The organism is Octadecabacter sp. SW4, assembly GCF_008065155.1.
GTDB lineage: Bacteria > Pseudomonadota > Alphaproteobacteria > Rhodobacterales > Rhodobacteraceae > SW4.
Map to the genome: position 1 here is coordinate 3123901 of NZ_CP042819.1, position 14777 is coordinate 3138677.

At 59.0% G+C, this 14777-nt stretch carries 16 protein-coding genes and 1 riboswitch; of the genes, 9 read left to right on the forward strand and 7 right to left on the reverse strand.

Annotated elements, in window-relative coordinates; genetic code table 11:
* Positions 1 to 10: 10 nt before the first annotated feature.
* Genes FTO60_RS15515 through FTO60_RS15525 form a run of 3 tightly spaced genes read left to right on the forward strand, consistent with a single transcriptional unit; the run spans position 11 to position 1907 of the window.
* On the forward strand, positions 11 to 643 hold the full coding sequence (locus FTO60_RS15515; protein ID WP_148056800.1) for a glutathione S-transferase: 633 nt from the start codon (positions 11 to 13) through the stop codon (positions 641 to 643).
* Between the two features lie 15 nt (positions 644 to 658).
* Entirely contained in the window at positions 659 to 1282 is a 624-nt protein-coding gene (locus tag FTO60_RS15520; RefSeq protein ID WP_148056801.1) for an FMN-binding negative transcriptional regulator, read from the forward strand.
* A 22-nt stretch (positions 1283 to 1304) separates the two neighbouring features.
* Entirely contained in the window at positions 1305 to 1907 is a 603-nt protein-coding gene (locus tag FTO60_RS15525; protein ID WP_148056802.1) for a glutathione S-transferase, read from the forward strand.
* A 3-nt stretch (positions 1908 to 1910) separates the two neighbouring features.
* Here the strand turns inward: FTO60_RS15525 and FTO60_RS15530 are convergent, their stop codons facing one another.
* On the reverse strand, positions 1911 to 2564 hold the full coding sequence (locus FTO60_RS15530) for an outer membrane protein (protein ID WP_148056803.1): 654 nt from the start codon (positions 2562 to 2564) through the stop codon (positions 1911 to 1913).
* A gap of 226 nt (positions 2565 to 2790) precedes the next feature.
* Between FTO60_RS15530 and petA the strand changes: the two genes are divergently transcribed.
* From petA to FTO60_RS15545, 3 genes are read left to right on the forward strand one after another with little or no spacing between them, the layout of a single operon-like run.
* Positions 2791 to 3384 carry a ubiquinol-cytochrome c reductase iron-sulfur subunit gene (gene petA, locus FTO60_RS15535; protein WP_148056804.1) on the forward strand — a complete coding sequence of 198 codons (594 nt, stop codon included), beginning with the start codon at positions 2791 to 2793 and terminating at the stop codon, positions 3382 to 3384.
* 14 nt (positions 3385 to 3398) lie between these two features.
* Positions 3399 to 4724, forward strand: a complete 1326-nt coding sequence (locus FTO60_RS15540) for a cytochrome b N-terminal domain-containing protein (protein WP_148056805.1) — start codon at positions 3399 to 3401, stop codon at positions 4722 to 4724.
* 17 nt (positions 4725 to 4741) lie between these two features.
* Positions 4742 to 5596 (forward strand): cytochrome c1, encoded by an 855-nt coding sequence (locus FTO60_RS15545; RefSeq protein WP_148056806.1) that lies wholly within the window; start codon positions 4742 to 4744, stop codon positions 5594 to 5596.
* 53 nt (positions 5597 to 5649) lie between these two features.
* Here the strand turns inward: FTO60_RS15545 and FTO60_RS15550 are convergent, their stop codons facing one another.
* Genes FTO60_RS15550 through thiB form a run of 3 tightly spaced genes read right to left on the reverse strand, consistent with a single transcriptional unit; the run spans position 5650 to position 8826 of the window.
* Complete coding sequence (locus tag FTO60_RS15550) at positions 5650 to 6345, reverse strand: ATP-binding cassette domain-containing protein (protein WP_148056807.1); 696 nt, start codon at positions 6343 to 6345, stop codon at positions 5650 to 5652.
* Positions 6332 to 7864: a thiamine/thiamine pyrophosphate ABC transporter permease ThiP gene (locus tag FTO60_RS15555; protein WP_148056808.1), complete on the reverse strand. Its 1533-nt coding sequence runs from the start codon at positions 7862 to 7864 to the stop codon at positions 6332 to 6334. Before FTO60_RS15555 ends, FTO60_RS15550 begins: the two co-directional genes overlap by 14 nt.
* Positions 7840 to 8826, reverse strand: coding sequence for a thiamine ABC transporter substrate binding subunit (thiB, locus tag FTO60_RS15560; RefSeq protein ID WP_148056809.1), 987 nt, complete (start codon positions 8824 to 8826; stop codon positions 7840 to 7842). The genes FTO60_RS15555 and thiB overlap by 25 nt, the downstream gene beginning before the upstream one ends.
* Positions 8827 to 8865: 39 nt before the next feature.
* Positions 8866 to 8964: riboswitch (TPP riboswitch) on the reverse strand.
* A gap of 91 nt (positions 8965 to 9055) precedes the next feature.
* Between thiB and aroC the strand changes: the two genes are divergently transcribed.
* Positions 9056 to 10159 carry a chorismate synthase gene (gene aroC, locus FTO60_RS15565; RefSeq protein WP_148056810.1) on the forward strand — a complete coding sequence of 368 codons (1104 nt, stop codon included), beginning with the start codon at positions 9056 to 9058 and terminating at the stop codon, positions 10157 to 10159.
* Here aroC and FTO60_RS15570 read toward each other — a convergent pair.
* From FTO60_RS15570 to FTO60_RS15580, 3 genes are all read right to left on the reverse strand, one after another.
* Complete coding sequence (locus FTO60_RS15570; protein ID WP_148056811.1) at positions 10156 to 11031, reverse strand: DMT family transporter; 876 nt, start codon at positions 11029 to 11031, stop codon at positions 10156 to 10158. The genes aroC and FTO60_RS15570 overlap by 4 nt on opposite strands.
* A 96-nt stretch (positions 11032 to 11127) precedes the next feature.
* The gene (locus FTO60_RS15575) at positions 11128 to 11415 is read right to left on the reverse strand and encodes an HU family DNA-binding protein (protein WP_148056812.1); all 288 of its coding nucleotides are present in this window, start codon (positions 11413 to 11415) and stop codon (positions 11128 to 11130) included.
* 132 nt (positions 11416 to 11547) lie between these two features.
* The gene (locus FTO60_RS15580; RefSeq protein ID WP_148056813.1) at positions 11548 to 13029 is read right to left on the reverse strand and encodes an AMP nucleosidase; all 1482 of its coding nucleotides are present in this window, start codon (positions 13027 to 13029) and stop codon (positions 11548 to 11550) included.
* A gap of 126 nt (positions 13030 to 13155) precedes the next feature.
* On the opposite strand from FTO60_RS15580, the gene FTO60_RS15585 reads away from it, so the two are divergent.
* Together FTO60_RS15585 and FTO60_RS15590 are read left to right on the forward strand one after the other, a co-directional pair.
* Positions 13156 to 13923 carry a class II aldolase and adducin N-terminal domain-containing protein gene (locus tag FTO60_RS15585; RefSeq protein WP_254696829.1) on the forward strand — a complete coding sequence of 256 codons (768 nt, stop codon included), beginning with the start codon at positions 13156 to 13158 and terminating at the stop codon, positions 13921 to 13923.
* Positions 13913 to 14767: an SDR family oxidoreductase gene (locus FTO60_RS15590; RefSeq protein ID WP_148056814.1), complete on the forward strand. Its 855-nt coding sequence runs from the start codon at positions 13913 to 13915 to the stop codon at positions 14765 to 14767. The genes FTO60_RS15585 and FTO60_RS15590 overlap by 11 nt, the downstream gene beginning before the upstream one ends.
* Positions 14768 to 14777: the final 10 nt, after the last annotated feature.

Below are 14777 nucleotides of genomic sequence, written 5' to 3' on the forward strand. Positions count from 1 at the left end.
GGCTCCTGATATGGCAAACCTTCCGATCCTTTGGACATTCAGGCGCTGCCCCTATGCCATGCGCGCGCGCCTTGCGATCCAAAGCGCAGGCGTGCAGGTGGACCTGCGCGAAATCCTGTTGCGCGACAAACCGGCCGCGTTTCTGGCGTCCTCGCCCAAGGGCACTGTGCCGGTAATCGACACGGGCAAAACGGTGATCGAGGAAAGCCGCGATGTGATGGTCTGGGCGCTGGGCCAGAACGATCCCGAAGGCTGGCTGGACATGCCGCCAGCGGGGCACGTGCTGATCGACAGATGTGATGGGCCGTTCAAGACGGCGCTGGATCACACGAAGTATGCGGTGCGCTACCCTGACCTTGACACGGCGGTGGAACGCGTCAAGGCGGCGCACTTCCTGCATGACCTGAACGACCGCTTGGGTGATCAGCCCTATCTGTTTGGCCCATCCCCGAAATTGGCGGATATGGCCATCGCGCCCTTCGTGCGGCAATTCGCCAATATTGACCACGCGTGGTTTGATGCACAGCCTTGGCCAAATCTGATCCGCTGGCTTGAGGCCTTCCTGACATCGGACGCTTTTGTCAGCATCATGACCAAATACCCCCCTTGGCAAGCGGGGCAGGATACCGTTCATTTCCCCTGACCACAGGAGAGGCCGATGCACCCCAACCCGATTTTCCGCAAGACGGACGCAAGTCGCAATTTCGACTTTGCCCGTGATCGCAGTTTCGGGGCGCTGTCGATCAACGGTGATGACGGGCCATTGATGTCGCATGTCCCTTTCCTGCTGGCCGAGAACAATCAAAGCCTTGATCTACATCTTGTGCGTTCAAACCCGATTGCCCGCGCGCTGGATGCCCCCGTCAGGGCCGTGATCGCTGTAACCGGGCCGGACAGCTATATTTCGCCCGACTGGTATGGTGTCACTGATCAGGTGCCGACGTGGAATTATGTCGCCGTGCATCTGCGTGGCACGTTGGAGCGCCTGCCCGACAGCGAGTTGCGCGATGTGATTGACCGCCAGTCGGCCCGTTTCGAGGATCAATTGGCGCCGAAAGCGCCCTGGACCACCGCCAAAATGACCCCCGACGTGCTGGAAAAGATGATGCGTCAAATTGTACCGTTCCGGATGCGGGTTGAAAGCGTCGATGGCACGTGGAAACTGAACCAGAATAAACCCGACACGGTGCGCGAAAGCGCCGCCGGTTTCGTGAACGGCTATGGTATAGGTAGCGAACCTGCCATGCTTGCCGCCTTGATGCTTGCCCCACCGCGCGACTGACGCGCCAACCTGAAAGGCCCCCATGCAACTGATCATGTCTCCTCCCTCGCCGTTTGTGCGCAAGGTCCGCGCGATGATAATCGAAACCGGCCAGCAGGACGCGGTCGAAGAGGTGAATGTGTCCACCACGCCGCTTGTTTCTGATCCGGTAGCCATTTCTGCCAATCCGCTTGGCAAAATTCCCGCGCTTGTTCGCGACGATGGCCCTGCCATATACGACAGCCGCGTCATCACGCGCTTCCTGAATGAACGGGTGAATGGCCCTCTCTACCCTCACACACGCATCTGGGAAGTCCTGACCCTTGAAGCGACCGGTGATGCGATCATGGATGCCGCTGTCGGCATGGTCTATGAGGCCCGTTTCAAGGGCACCGAAGGCGCAAGCGGTGACTGGATTGAAGCGCAGTGGGCCAAAATCACGCGCGCCCTTGCCGCGATCAATACCCGATGGATGAGCCACCTGAACGGCCCTCTTGATATGTCACATATCGCTGTAGGCTGCGCGCTGGGCTATCTTGATTTCAGGCACCCCGAACGGGACTGGCGCGGCGCAAACGACACGCTCGCCACGTGGTATACAACGTTTGCGCAGCGCGATTCGATGAAACTGACAGCGCCGGTATAAACCCTAAAAGCTAAAGCTGACCCCAAGGTTCAGGGCATTGGTAATGATATCGGTTTCAAGGCTGCCACCGCTGTCCAGATCAATCTGGTTCATCGAATAGGTGCCTTGGTATTCGCCGAATACCGCCCACTGATCATTAAGGTCATAGCTGGCGCCGGCGGTCCACCGCACGGCAGGGCCGGTCAGTTGATAACCAAATGTCTTGCCGCCAGCAGATTCGATATCCACATGCGGCACCGCAATCCCAAGGCCACCGCCCACATAGGGCGTGACGTTGCCCCACTGATTGGGCCAACGGCGCATGGCATTCAACGTGATGATATTAAGCCCATCGGTCAGCTCGAAACGCGTAAACCCGTTATCAGTCAGGGTCGCCGCATCGCCATAGACCTTGGTATGAGTAATTTCAGCGCCCCAGCCGAAAGTGTCGGTGCGCCAGAACGTCGCGCGAACGCCATAGTAGGGCGGCATTTCAAACGAAAGCCCATCCCAGCCGGCTGTGAAATCCAGATTGGGATCGACCCCGTTGCCCGGGTCTGTGCCATCAACCTGACTATGCGGGCTTTCCTGTATCCCAAGGTAAAAGCTCAACTCGGTTTCGGCTGCCGCAAACGTGGGGGCTGCGGCCACCAGTGCGGCAAGGACGGCGCGTTTCATCAGACGATTCTTTCTAAAACAAGAGCGGCTTATGATAGGATAAGCTCTTTTTCAGCATGCTTCAATGGACCCCAAGACAGGTCTATTCGCCGCAGTTGGGCAAAATGGGCGAATGTCTGCTGGACGGGCAAGGTTTGAAGGGCTAATAAACGCCGGAAGTGATGGGGTGCGCCCTGTCTGTCTTTTCTTGGGGCTACGGCCCTGAATAAAACCGGAGATGCACCCCGTGTCACACGCAGACGAACACGAAGGCACACGCCGCGACTTCATCTACTACGCCACCGCTGGCGCAGGGGCTGTTGTCACCGGCGCCGCCGTTTGGCCGCTGGTCAATCAAATGAACCCTTCCGCAGATGTGCAGGCACTTTCCTCGATCCGCGTGGACGTGAGCGCTGTTAGCCCCGGCACACAGCTTACTGTCCTGTGGCAGGGCAAACCCGTCTTTTTCCGCTATCGCACCGAAGAAGAGATCGCCCTGGCCATGGAACAGGAGGCCGATCTTGACTCGATGCCAGATCAGGTTGCGCGCAACGAGAACTTTGACAACGTTGAAACACCCGCGACCGACGCCAACCGGACGCTTCAGGCGCCCGAAGGGTCTGATTACGCCGAAGGGGCATGGCTAGTTCAAATCGGCATTTGCACCCACCTTGGCTGTGTGCCGCTTGGAAATGGCGCAGGTGACTTTGGCGGCTGGTACTGCCCCTGCCACGGGTCGCACTATGATGTCGCGGGCCGTATCCGCAAAGGCCCTGCTCCAGAGAACCTGCTTGTTCCCGTCGCCGAATTCATCGACGCCACAACGATTAAACTCGGTTAAGGAGAGAGAGACTCATGTCCGGTATCCCCCACGACCACTACGAACCAAATTCGCGCGGTGCCAAGTGGCTTGAAAGCCGCCTGCCCGTGATCAGCCTGATCTACAGCACCTTGATGATTCCCACACCCAAGAACCTGAACTGGATGTGGATCTGGGGTATCGTGCTTGCATTCTGTCTGGTGCTGCAAATTGCCACCGGCGTTGTGTTGGTGATGCACTACACGCCCCAAGTCGATCTGGCCTTTGCCAGTATCGAACACATCATGCGCAACGTGAATGGCGGCGCGATGATCCGGTATTTCCACATGAATGGCGCCTCGCTGTTCTTCCTGGCGGTTTATGCCCACATTTTCCGCGGTCTTTATTACGGTTCCTACAAGGCCCCACGTGAAGTGACGTGGATCATCGGCATGCTGATTTACCTGCTGATGATGGGCACCGCCTTTATGGGCTACGTTCTGCCCTGGGGTCAGATGTCGCTCCACGGCACTGCCGTGATCACTGGCCTGTTTGGCGCAATCCCCTTCATCGGCGATTCGATCCAAACCTGGCTTTTGGGCGCCTCCTCAGTGGGTCAGCCTGCGCTAAACCGCTTCTTCTCGCTGCACTATTTGCTGCCCTTTGTGATCGCGGGCCTTGTGATCGTTCACATCTGGGCGTTCCACCACACCGGCAACAACAACCCAACGGGTGTTGAAGTGCGCCGCGGCTCCAAAGCCGAAGCGGAAAAAGACACCCTGCCATTCTGGCCATACTTTGTGATCAAGGACCTGTTCGCGCTTGCCGTGATCTTGGCGATCTTTGTCGCGGTTGTCGGTTTCATGCCCAACTACCTTGGCCACCCCGACAACTACATCGAGGGGAACCCGCTTGCGACACCGGCCTACATCGTTCCTGAATGGTATTTCCTGCCCTTCTACGCCATCCTGCGGGCATTCACTGCCGATGTATGGGTCGTGATGTTCGTTGACTGGATCAGCTTTGGCATCATTGACGCCAAATTCTTTGGTGTGTTGGCGATGTTTGGCGCGATTGCCGTGATGGCGCTGGCCCCTTGGCTGGATACATCATCGGTGCGTTCGGGTCGCTACCGCCCGATGTTCAAATGGTGGTTTGCACTGCTCGTGATCGATTTCATCGTATTGATGTGGGGCGGCGCTATGCCCGCCGAAGGCATTTACCCGATTATTTCGCTGATCGGTGCAACCTATTGGTTCGCCTATTTTCTGGTGATCCTGCCGCTGCTGGGTGTGATCGAAAAGCCCGACACACCGCCAGCAACCATCGAAGACGATTTCAACGCGCACTACGGCGCCTCGGCCGAAACTCCGGCCGAGTGAGAAAGGACGAGAAACAGATGTTCCGCAAACTCACCCTCTCCGCCGCAATTGCCCTGGGCCTTGGCGCAGGCGCAGTCCACGCTGCTGTCGAAACACGTATCGAAGACTTCGACTTCTCGTTTGAAGGCCCGTTCGGTGCCTTTGACCAATTGCAGCTTCAACGCGGCCTGCAAATCTACACCGAGGTTTGCTCGGCCTGTCACGGATTGAAGTATGTGCCGATCCGCACAATCGGCGATGAAGGCGGCCCCGAGCTACCCGAAGATCAGGTTCGGGCCTACGCCGAGCAGTTTTTCGAAGTCTATGATGAAGAACTCGAGGACTATCGCCCGGCAACGCCAGCCGACCAATTTCCCGTCGGCGCAGTTGAAAGCGCCCCTGACCTAAGCCTGATGGCCAAGGCCCGTAAGGGTTTCAGCGGCCCGTATGGGACCGGTTTGTCACAACTGTTCAACGGTATGGGCGGCGCGGAATACATCGCCTCTCTCATGGCGGGTTACGAAGAACCACCCGAATGTGCGCCCGACGACATGGATGGCAGCTATAACGTGGCCTTCGCCTATGGCGGCTTCCCCGAGGAATGCATCGACGAAGATGGCGCCCACATGGTTCCGGGCAGCTGGATCGCAATGGGTCAACCCCTCTGGGGTGACGACGTGATCTTTGCCGATGGCAGCCCTTCGGATATCCGCAGCGAATCACAAGACGTCGCCGCCTTCCTGATGTGGGCCGCCGAACCCAAGATGATGGCACGCAAGCAGGCTGGCCTGACCGGCGTGATCTTCCTGACAATCCTGTCGGTTCTGCTTTATGCAACCAACAAGCGACTGTGGGCACCTCACAAGAAAAAAGCCAAGAGCGGCGACACGTAAATCACGCTGCGGCAATTGAATAAAGGCGCGCCCGACCGGGCGCGCCTTTTTCGTTATTCGCCCAGATAGGCGCGTAAACCATCCGGCGGATCGTCCAACAGCGGTCCCGTCTTGATGGGCTTTTGCGCCTGTCCGTCCATCACAACAATCGTCTGCCCCGCCACGCGGGCAGCATCACGTGGATCATGGGTTACCATCAGGACAGTGCGCCCCTGGGTCGCCAGGATTTCGGCGCAAAGGTCCAGCATCTCGTCTCGCAGCGCCGGACCCAGTGCGGCAAAGGGTTCGTCCAGCAACACGACTGGACGTCCCCCCAGCAGGACACGGGCAAGGGCCGCGCGGCTTTGCTGCCCACCTGACAACGCCGAGGGCTTGCGCGCATCCAGCCCCGCAAGCCCCACCTTGTTCAGGACGACCGCGATCTTGTCTGCGTCCCCCGCCTGCATCCGTATCGCCGGGCGCAACCCAAGCAGCACATTCTGCGCCACGGTCAAATGCGGAAACAGGTTATTATCCTGGAACAACAGGCTGACGGGGCGCTCTGCTGGCGGCCTGCCGGTGATCTCCAGCCCGTCCCACACAATCCGTCCGGCGTTTGGTTGAATGAACCCCGCGATAGCCGATAGGAGCGTTGATTTCCCTTCGCCAGAGGGGCCGATCACGGCGGTAATTCCCCCTGCGGGCACGGTAAGGTCGGCCGCAAGCGAAAAGTCTGGGAAGGTCAGCATCAGTTTATCAAGCGTCAGCATCCATCCGCCCCCCTTGGTCAAACAGCCAGAACAACCCCAAACTCAGGCTCACAAGCACCAACGCGGCCCCTGCCGCCGCATCCATCCGATACGCACCCATCAAAAGATACATTTCATGAGGCAAAGTCGACCGCTCACCGGTGGAAAACAGGGTAATAACGCCAAGATCCCCCATCGATAGGGCCGCCGCGATCCCCCCACCAAACCCAAGCGGGCGGCGCAGGCGCGGCAACAGCACGATCCGAACCCGCGCCCACCCACGCAATCCCAGCGCCCCTGCAAGTGGGCCAAACTGCGCGTCAATCTGTGCGACCGCTGGCACCAGGGCCCGCATCACAAAGGGCAGCGCCATCAAGCTGTTCACCAGGGCCGTCACAGGCAGCGCCAGCTTGGCCGGATTGACCACAGGAAAGGCAATCAAAAACAATCCAGTCCCCAACACCAGCCCCGAAAATGCCATCGGCAAGGTGCCGATGATCATAGCCCACCGCCCGCCGCGCAGGGCCAGCGCCAGGGCCAGCGCCAATGTCAAACCTGCCGCCGCCATTGCAATCACAACCGATCGTGCCGCTGCCGACCAGACTGATACTGGCAAGTCAAAAAGGCCGGGCACGCCACGCCAAATGACCATGATCAAAGGCACCAGCAAAAATAGCGCCGCAGCTGTAATCCATAACGCATCACCCCAAAGCGATCCGTCCCAACGGGCGACAACGCGGTCCAATCCACGCCCCATGGCATCGGGGGCCGTGATCGCGAAGGCAAGCAGCGCAACAAGGGCACAGATGGCGATCTGCACCAATGTCAGTGTCGCCCCGCCCGCCAGATCAAAGCTCAGCCGCATTGCCTGATAAATCGCCAGTTCAATCGTCGTGGCGCGCGGGCCTCCGCCCAAAGTCAGCGCGACCGCAAAACTGGTGAGGGAAATTAGAAAGATGACGATAAAGGCACCGGGCAGAACATTGCGCAGCATCGGCTTTTCTAACACTTGCCAAATCGGCGCGTTCAAACTCGCGGCCAGTCGAAACCTCTCGGACGGAATCGCGACCCATCCCTGTAGGATCAGGCGCACCGCAAGGGGCATGTTAAAAAACACATGCGCCAGGATCACACCATGCGCGCCATAGATCGACACATCCGGCAGGCCCAGCGCGGCAAGAAACCCATTGAGAATGCCTGCGCGGCCAAACACGGCCAGCAACCCAAGGATTGCCACAATCACCGGCAGCAAAAACGGCGCGCCAAGCAGGGTAATCAACGCCTGCCGTCCGCGAAATTGCCGCCGCGCCAAGGCCCGCGCCACCGGAATGGCAAACGCGATGCTGATCAGCGCCGATAAAGCCGCCTGCCAAACCGTGAACCAGATCGCAGACACATCCGCAGGCGACAAGGCGGCGATCCCTTCGGCACGCCAAAGCACCGCAATCAACGGCCCGAACAGAACCACCAACACCAGCCCGACAACGATCCTGCCGGGCCAACGGGGTGTTTCGTTTATTGCGACAGCGCGGTGCGCCATTCTTCTACTGCCGTGTCGCGGATGCTCGCCGCCTCTTGGGGGGCAAGCAAAAGCGACGTTTCAGGCTTGATAAGACCCTCAAATTCCGCCGGAAGCCCCCCGTCAGGCGTGACAGCAGGATACATCCAGTTGGTGCGCGGAATCACAGATTGGAACCCTTGGGATACGATAAATGCCATGAACTGGTCCGCCAGTTCAGGCTGATCGGTGCTGGCCAGTTTCGCGGCTACCTCGATTTGCATGTAGTGACCTTCATCAAAGGGCCATGCGACCTTGGTATCATCATTTTCAGCAAAAATGTGATAGGCGGGGGACGTCGTGTATGACAGAACCGCATCTGCCTCGCCCTCAAGGAATAGCCCATAGGCTTCGCTCCAGCCTGGCGTGACTGTGACGATATTGTCAGCCAAGGCCTCCCAGATTGCGGCGGACTCATCGGGATAGGCCGCCTTTACCCACATCAGCAAACCCAGGCCCGGGGTCGATGAACGGGGGTCCTGGATCACAATCTTGATGTCGCTGGCAGCCAGCTCGGCGATGCTTGATGGGGCATCCCCGCCCGCATTACCGACAAAGGCGAAGTAGCCCCAGTCATAGGGCAGGAACTGTGGATCGTCCCATGCAACCGGCAGATCAAATGCCCCCGTGACATCGTGATCGGCAAACAGACCCGTTTGGCGCGCACCTGCGATCAGCGCAGTATCCAGGCCCAGCACGATATCGGCATCAGTGCGCGGCCCTTCCAGCATCAAGCGCGCCAGCAAGGCCGCGCCATCACCGTTACCGACGAGCTGCAAATCACAGGCACATTCTGCCTCGAATGCTTCCTCGATCACGGGGCCGGGGCCCCAATCGCTCACGAAACTGTCGTAGGTATAGACTGTGAGAACAGGCACTTCAGCCAAAGCGCCAGTGGCACCAAGACAAAGTCCCGCAACAGTCGGCAGATGGGTCTTAAACATGGTCATCCTCCAAATGTGCCGGACGGATGGGGGCAGCATCTTTGGATGCAAGACCTTCCCTCCGCCGGTCTTAACCGGTTCAGGTTCAACGGGTCCGCTTGCGCATCTCAGCCATGATTGGCCCCCCGAGGTAAAGCGAAACCTAGGGCCGTGACCGAGTAAAGACAAGGGAAAGGTCTTGAGGCATCGGCAACGCCCCGCTAGACCGATCAGGCAAAAGGAGCGGCCCATGTCGATGAACAGCTACGGACACCTATTTCGCGTGACTACCTGGGGCGAAAGCCACGGGCCTGCCCTTGGCGCGACAGTCGATGGTTGCCCGCCCAACGTGCCACTGACCGCGCCGATGATTCAGCAGTGGCTGGATAAACGTCGCCCCGGATTGAACAAAAACACAACCCAGCGCCAGGAACCCGATGCGGTCGAAATTCTGTCGGGTGTGTTTGACGACAAGACCACGGGAACACCGATCCAGCTGATGATCCGGAACACCGATCAGCGGTCGCGCGATTATGGTGACATTGCCGACACATTCCGCCCTGGGCACGCAGACATCACCTATCACCAGAAATACGGGATCAGGGACTATCGCGGCGGTGGCCGGTCCAGTGCGCGCGAAACCGCTTCGCGTGTCGCCGCGGGCGGGATTGCGCGTCAGGCGATTGCCGCGATCGCCCCCGCTGTCGAAATCAAGGGCTACATGGTGCAGATGGGCGACAAGACCATCGACCGCGACCGGTTTGATTGGGCCACAATCGACCAGAACGATTTTTGGTGCCCGGACGCGCAGGCCGCCGTCGAATGGGAAGACTACCTGCAATGGCTTCGCAAGGATGATCACAACAGCGTTGGTGCCGTGATCGAGGTTGTCGCGCGGAGCGTTCCAGCAGGCATCGGCGCGCCGGTTTATGCCAAGTTAGATACTGATCTGGCCGCCGCAATGATGAGCATCAACGCGGTCAAGGGCGTCGAAATTGGTGAAGGCATGGCCGCCGCCGCGTTGACGGGCCGCGATAACGCCGACGAGATTTTCATGGGGCCGAACGGGCCGGAGTATTCATCAAACCACGCCGGCGGCATCCTTGGCGGGATCAGCACCGGCCAAAACGTTGTCGTGCGCTTTGCTGTGAAACCGACCAGCAGTATCCTGTCGCCGCGCCAGTCAATCCGCATGGATGGCACCCCCTACGAAGTCGTGACCAAGGGCCGCCATGATCCCTGTGTTGGCATCCGCGCCGTGCCCGTGGGCGAGGCGATGATGGCAGCGGTGATCCTTGATCACATCCTGTTGGATCGCGGCCAGACCGGCGGCATCCGCGGCAAGATCGGCTAGACGACCTTTACGCCCTGTCTTGACAGTTGCACCGCCAGAATGCCTGCGGCGATGATCAGCACGCCGACGACGTCAAGCGGGCCAAGCTTTTCCCCGAGTAGCATCGCCGCAGTGGCCACCCCAAGAAACGGGTTGAGAAAATGGAATGTCGCCGCTTTGACCGCGCCGAGCCGGTCGACCAGCAAGAACCAGATGTATGTGGCCGCCAACCCCGGAACCAACACAGTGTACGTGAACGCCACGCCCAGTTTCCAGTTCCAGTCAAACGCAAGGGTTTCAAGGGCCAATGCTGGCACCCAAAGCACTGCACTGCCCACCAACATCTGCAGGCCGACGATCATCAACAGGTTGCCACCCGAGGACGCGCCGCGCACTGAAAGGGTTGCCACGGTCAGGGAAGCCACACCGATCACGCAAAGCAGTGCGCCAAACGGGTCGACGCCGCCTTGCAACCTTGCGCCCATGATCAAGGTGACGCCAAGAACGCCAGCCACCAGTCCGGCCATGCCAAGCGGCCGGATACGATCACCAAAACCGATCCAGCCAACCAGCGCTACAAGAAGGGGCATGGTCGAGGCGATGATCGCCGCGAACGAGGCTTCGACCGTCTGCATCGCCACGAAATTCAGACCCAGATAAAGGGCATTTTGCGCAATTCCAAAGGTCAGCACACCAATCCATTGGCGCCGCGACAGACGCGCCGACTGCCCCAACAGCAGCGCAATCCCGATTCCCAATCCGCCAGATATCGCAAACCGCAGGGCCAGCGTCGTGAGCGGTGGCGCGTATTCAACGATGACCCGCGCCGAGGTAAAGGCCGACGACCACATTAATGCAAATGCAAGCCCAAGAATAATCGCGCGCAGGTCCATGAAGGTGTCCCCAAACAAGACCCGCAAAGCAAAAGGGCCGCCACTTGGGCGACCCTTTCGAAATCTCGTTCCGGGTGCAAGCCCCGGCGCGCGACCTTAGCCGTTCACGCTGTCTTTCAGCGCTTTGGCGATGGTCATTTTCACGACCTTGTCGGCGTCTTTCTTGATCTGCTCACCGGTGGCAGGGTTGCGGACCATACGCTCGGGGCGCTCGCGGCAGTAGATTTTGCCAACGCCGGGCAGGGTGACAGCACCGCCGCCGGACACTTCACGTGTGATCAGGCCGCAGATCGCTTCCAGAGCGGCAGCAGCGGATTTCTTGTCGGTGCCCATATCTTCGGACAGTGCAGCTACAAGCTGCGTCTTGGTCATTGGTTTTGCCATGTTATTCTCTCCATCTTCTGCCCAAACTCTGGGGCCTCATGTCTGCGCATTTAACGTCATATGGTGTCAGACCACAACGAATAGTATCGCCTCCGCCCATAAAAACATGCATTTTGTGCCGTTTTTTGGGCCTCAAAGGAAGGCTGTCTCCTCAAAACTGCGCAACTTCCGGCTGTGGAGCCGTTCCAGTGGCATTTCACGCAGATGTTCCATCGCCCTAATTCCGATCATCAAATGGCGCGCAACTTGCGTTTTGTAGAAATCCGAGGCCATGCCGGGTAGCTTCAATTCGCCATGCAGCGGCTTGTCACTGACGCAAAGCAGCGTTCCGTAGGGCACCCGAAACCGGAACCCGTTTGCGGCGATTGTCGCGCTTTCCATGTCCAGTGCCACGGCACGACTTTGGCTGAGGCGCTGCACAGGGCCGCGTTGATCGCGCAGTTCCCAGTTGCGATTGTCAAGGCTGGCCACGGTGCCAGTCCGCATGATCCGCTTGAGATCAAAGCCTTCCAGTTCGGTGACCTTGGCCACGGCGGTCTCCAACGCAATCTGGATCTCTGCAAGGGCCGGCACCGGCACCCAAACGGGCAGATCGTCGTCCAGAACCTTGTCTTCACGTAAGTAGGCGTGCGCGAGCACGAAATCACCCAATTGCTGCGAATTGCGCAGGCCCGCGCAATGGCCAACCATCAACCAGGCATGAGGCCGCAGCACGGCGATATGATCTGTTGCGGTTTTCGCGTTTGACGGGCCAACGCCGATATTGACCAGCGTGATCCCCGCCCCGCCAGCGCGTTTCAGGTGATACGTCGGCATTTGCGGCATCTTGGCGGGCACATCAAGCGGCGCATCCGGATCGGTGATCTCGACATTTCCGGTGGCCACAAATGAAGTATAACCACTGTCCTTGTCGGCCAGCATATGGCGGGCGTAGGCTTCGAATTCCTCGACATAGAACTGGTAGTTGGTGAACAGCACGTGGTTCTGGAAATGGTCGGGCGCTGTGGCTGTGTAATGCGAAAGCCGCGCCAGCGAATAGTCGACGCGCTGTGCTGTGAATGGCGCAAGCGGGTGTGACCCGTCCTCAAAGGTAAAGCCAAGGCCGTTGACGATATCATCATTCGTTGTGGCCAAATCGGGCACGTCAAACACATCGCGCAATGTGAAATCGCCCGCCCCTTCCTGAGGGACTGACACGTCTTGCTCGTTCGCTACGGCGAAATGCACCGGCATCGGTGTCATCGACTGCCCGATTTCAACCGGCACATTGTGGTTCTGGATCAGCAAGCCGATCTGCTGCTCAAGATATTTGGCGAACAGGCGCGGGCGCGTGATCGTCGCGGAATAGCTACCCGGCTGGGCCACGTGCCCAAATGACAACCGGCTATCGACCACCGCAAAACTTGTCGTGCGAATACGCACCTCGGGGTAGAACGCGCGGTATCGCGAGGCTGGCTGGCCGGATTGCAGGGTTTCGGTGAACGAGGCGCACAGAAACTCGGTTGCCTCGTCATAAAGCGCAATCAAGCGCGCGACCGCAGCCTTGGCATCGGTATAGACCTCGGGGGTGGCCAGTGCAGGCGAAACTACGGGCAGAGTCGTATCAGCGCTCATGCAGCGGGATCCTTGGATATGTAGGGGTGATCAACATCACCAAATCTGACACGATCCGGCGCAGGTCTGCAAGACGTGACGTGAAATCACTGTAACCTGCAAAGCCAAACTGCCAAACTGGGCAAAATGAACAGCGGAGCCACCGAGATGCCCAGCCATCACAACCTGACCCATTGGGATGAACGCAGTGATCTTGCCGTCGCGTTTCGCTGGACTGCCCGGCTCGATATGCACGAAGGCGTCGCGAACCACTTTTCGATGGCGATCAATGATGACGGCACGCGGTTCCTGATGAACCCCAACCAGATGCATTTCAGCCGGATCAAGGCCAGCGATCTGATCGTCGTCGATGCCAATGATCCCGAAACCCTGACCGGCCCGAATGCACCGGACCCGACTGCGTGGGGTCTGCACGGCGGGTTGCACAGGCACTGCCCCCACGCACGCTGCGCCATGCATGTGCATTCTATCCACGCAACCGTTTTGGCGTCTCTTGCCGACAGCCGCCTGCCCCCGATTGATCAGAATTGCGCCACCTTCTTTAACCGCCACGTGATTGACGACAACTATGGTGGGCTGGCATTCGAGGACGAGGGTGCGCGCTGTGCCGCCCTGTTCACCGACCCGAAACAAAAGGTCATGATCATGGGCAATCACGGCGTCATGGTGATTGGCGACACGGTTGCGGAAACATTCAACCGCATGTTCTATTTTGAACGGGCTGCCGAAACCTATATCCGCGCGCTGCAAACCGGCCAGCCGTTGCGTATCCTGCCCGATGACATTGCCGAAAAGACCGCGCGCGAACTGGAAAACTACCCCGAACAGGATGTGCGCCATCTGGCCGAGTTGCGCGCGATCCTTGATGAAGAAGGCGCGACCTATGCCAGCTAAGACCTTATTGTCCTTTGGGCACGGGTATAGCGCTGGCGCGCTCTCCCCGATCCTGCTGCGTCAGGGGTGGACCATCTATGGCACGACCCGTTCTTCTGATAAAACCGACAGGGTGCGCGGCACAGGTGCAACCCCGCTGATCTGGCCCGGCAAGTCGATCACTGCGCAGTTGGATCAGGCCACGCATCTGCTGATTTCTGCAGGCCCAAACGCCGAGGGCGACCCTGTGCTGAACGCCCTGCGCGATGAAATTGTGGCGCGGCGCAATCAGTTTGAATGGGTTGGCTACCTGTCGACGACGGGTGTCTACGGCGATCATGAAGGCGGCTGGGTCGATGAAACCACCCCTCTGTCACCATCGACCAAACGCGGGCAAATGCGCGTCGCAGCCGAGGCAGATTGGCAATCACTTGACCTGCCGCTGCATATCTTCCGCCTTGCAGGTATCTATGGCCCCGGTCGTGGCCCTTTTGCCAAGGTGCGTAACGGCACCGCACGGCGCATCATCAAAGACGGACAGGTCTTCAGCCGCATCCATGTTGACGATATCGCGCAGGTGCTTGCGGCCTCAATCAGGCACCCCAACCCCGGCGCAATCTACAACCTGTGCGACGACGATCCTGCCCCTCCACAAGACGTGATCGCATATGCTGCCGAATTGCTGGGCTTGCCCATTCCGCCCGCCGTGGCCTTTGAAAACGCCGACATGACTCCGATGGCGCGCAGTTTCTACGCAGAAAGCAAGAAGGTTCGAAATGACCGGATCAAGCATGAACTTCGCGTCAGACTGATCTATCCGGACTACCGTCGCGGATTGCAGACCATGCTTTCGGTGGATGGATAGGCTTGCGTCC

Coding starts and splice junctions, on each gene's coding strand:
- FTO60_RS15570 (WP_148056811.1), bottom strand. CDS start 11,031: ATGGACCTGCGCGCGATTATTCTTGGGCTTGCATTTGCATTAATGTGG.
- FTO60_RS15555 (WP_148056808.1), bottom strand. CDS start 7,864: ATGGCGCACCGCGCTGTCGCAATAAACGAAACACCCCGTTGGCCCGGC.
- FTO60_RS15550 (WP_148056807.1), bottom strand. CDS start 6,345: ATGCTGACGCTTGATAAACTGATGCTGACCTTCCCAGACTTTTCGCTT.
- FTO60_RS15580 (WP_148056813.1), bottom strand. CDS start 13,029: ATGAGCGCTGATACGACTCTGCCCGTAGTTTCGCCTGCACTGGCCACC.
- FTO60_RS15525 (WP_148056802.1), top strand. CDS start 1,305: ATGCAACTGATCATGTCTCCTCCCTCGCCGTTTGTGCGCAAGGTCCGC.
- FTO60_RS15540 (WP_148056805.1), top strand. CDS start 3,399: ATGTCCGGTATCCCCCACGACCACTACGAACCAAATTCGCGCGGTGCC.
- FTO60_RS15530 (WP_148056803.1), bottom strand. CDS start 2,564: ATGAAACGCGCCGTCCTTGCCGCACTGGTGGCCGCAGCCCCCACGTTT.
- FTO60_RS15590 (WP_148056814.1), top strand. CDS start 13,913: ATGCCAGCTAAGACCTTATTGTCCTTTGGGCACGGGTATAGCGCTGGC.
- FTO60_RS15520 (WP_148056801.1), top strand. CDS start 659: ATGCACCCCAACCCGATTTTCCGCAAGACGGACGCAAGTCGCAATTTC.
- FTO60_RS15585 (WP_254696829.1), top strand. CDS start 13,156: ATGAACAGCGGAGCCACCGAGATGCCCAGCCATCACAACCTGACCCAT.
- thiB (WP_148056809.1), bottom strand. CDS start 8,826: ATGTTTAAGACCCATCTGCCGACTGTTGCGGGACTTTGTCTTGGTGCC.
- aroC (WP_148056810.1), top strand. CDS start 9,056: ATGTCGATGAACAGCTACGGACACCTATTTCGCGTGACTACCTGGGGC.
- FTO60_RS15545 (WP_148056806.1), top strand. CDS start 4,742: ATGTTCCGCAAACTCACCCTCTCCGCCGCAATTGCCCTGGGCCTTGGC.
- FTO60_RS15575 (WP_148056812.1), bottom strand. CDS start 11,415: ATGGCAAAACCAATGACCAAGACGCAGCTTGTAGCTGCACTGTCCGAA.
- FTO60_RS15515 (WP_148056800.1), top strand. CDS start 11: ATGGCAAACCTTCCGATCCTTTGGACATTCAGGCGCTGCCCCTATGCC.